1 protein-coding gene is annotated in these 1,659 nt (G+C 70.0%); it reads left to right on the forward strand.

The window, feature by feature from the left end; genetic code table 11:
* Nucleotides 1–122: 122 nt before the first annotated feature.
* On the forward strand, nt 123–1,499 hold the full coding sequence (locus AOK15_RS37350) for an IS1380 family transposase (RefSeq protein WP_079058924.1): 1,377 nt from the start codon (nt 123–125) through the stop codon (nt 1,497–1,499).
* Nucleotides 1,500–1,659 lie beyond the last annotated feature (160 nt).

Here is a 1,659-nt window from a genome sequence, read left to right on the forward strand (position 1 = left end):
CCTCGTGCTTTCACGAAGTGGGCTGTCCAGCAGGTGATCAGGACAGCAGAAAGTGCCTCTGACCAGCGAGAATGAGGATTGTCTAGGCCCTTGTTCCCGCCCCTGTCGGAGGCACTTTCCAGGTGAAGAAGCGTATCGGGTCGTACCCGCGCGTCCGCGTCGAGGGCGGTGGTCGCGGAGTGGTCTCGCAGGCCGGGTCCGTGCTGCTGGTGGAGACGGTCCGCAAGTCCGGCCTGGATCAGGCGATATCGACGGCACTGGCGCCCTGGCGGAAGCCCCGCGCGGTGCACGATCCTGGCAAGGTCCTGCTGGATGTGGCGCTCGCGGTCGCGCTCGGCGGCGACTGCCTCGCCGATGTCGCCATGCTGCGGGCCGAGCCAGCGATGTTCGGGCCAGTCGCCTCGGATCCGACGGTCTCCCGGCTCGTCGACACCCTCGCCGCCGGTGGGAACCGTGCGCTGACCGCGATCCGCCAGGCCCGCGCTCACTCCCGCGAACACGTCTGGCAACTGGCCGGCGACACGGCGCCGGACGCCGACGGGCAGGTGACCGTGGACCTGGACGGTGTCCTGGTGATCTCCCACTCCGACAAGCAGGACGCGGCCGCCACCTGGAAGAGGACCTTCGGGCACCACCCGCTGATGGGGTTTGTCGACCACGGCACCGGCGGGTCCGGCGAGCCGGTGGCCGCCGTGCTGCGGCCCGGAAACGCGGGCAGCAACACCGCCGCGGACCACATCACCACCGCTCAACTGGCCCTGGCCCAGCTGCCGAAGACCTACCGGCGCGGCCGGCGGACGCTGGTCCGCACCGACTCCGGCGGCGGCACCCACGAGTTCGTGGCCTGGCTCGCGAAACGCGGCCGGTGGCTGTCGTACTCAGTCGGCATGACCATCACCGAGCAGATTCACCAGGCCGTCCTCAAGGTCCCGACCCGCGCCTGGACACCGGCGGTCGAGCCCGGCGGCGAGATCCGGGACGGGGCCTGGGTCGCCGAGATCATCGGCGACTGCCTCAAGGGCTGGCCGAAGGGAATGCGGCTGATCGTCCGTAAGGAACGGCCGCACCCTGGCGCCCAGTTGCGGATCACTGACGCTGACGGACTGCGGCTGACCTGCTTCGCCACCAACACCACCGACATGCCGATCGCGGCACTGGAGCTGAGGCACCGCCGGCGAGCCCGAGCCGAGGACCGCATCCGTGCCGCGCGCGCCACCGGCCTGCGCAATCTGCCCCTGCACGACACCGCGCAGAACCAGATCTGGCTGGAGATCGTCCAGCTCGCCCTCGACCTCCTCGCATGGATGCCCATGCTCGCCCTGCTGGGCGAAACCCGCAGGTGGGAGCCCCGCCGCCTGAGGCTCCGCCTCTTCTCCGCCGCCGCCCAGATCATCACCACCGCCCGCCGCCGGCGCCTGAGATTCGCAAGCCACTGGCCCTGGACCGACGTGATCACCGACGCCCTCGCAAGGCTCGAAACTCTCCCAAACCCCGGCTGACCAGCACTTTCCCGTCCCTGCGAGTATCACCACCCGACCGGAGCCGTGGAACCCGGCGCACACCCGACGCGACAGCCGGGCCCTCAGCCTGGCCACCACCAGCCCGAACAACCGAAACGGCCCGCCGAAGAAACCGACGGACCCTCATGCAAGATCGAGG

The sequence above is a fragment of the Streptomyces ossamyceticus genome (assembly GCF_001418475.1).
Taxonomy (GTDB): Bacteria; Actinomycetota; Actinomycetes; order Streptomycetales; family Streptomycetaceae; genus Streptomyces; species Streptomyces ossamyceticus.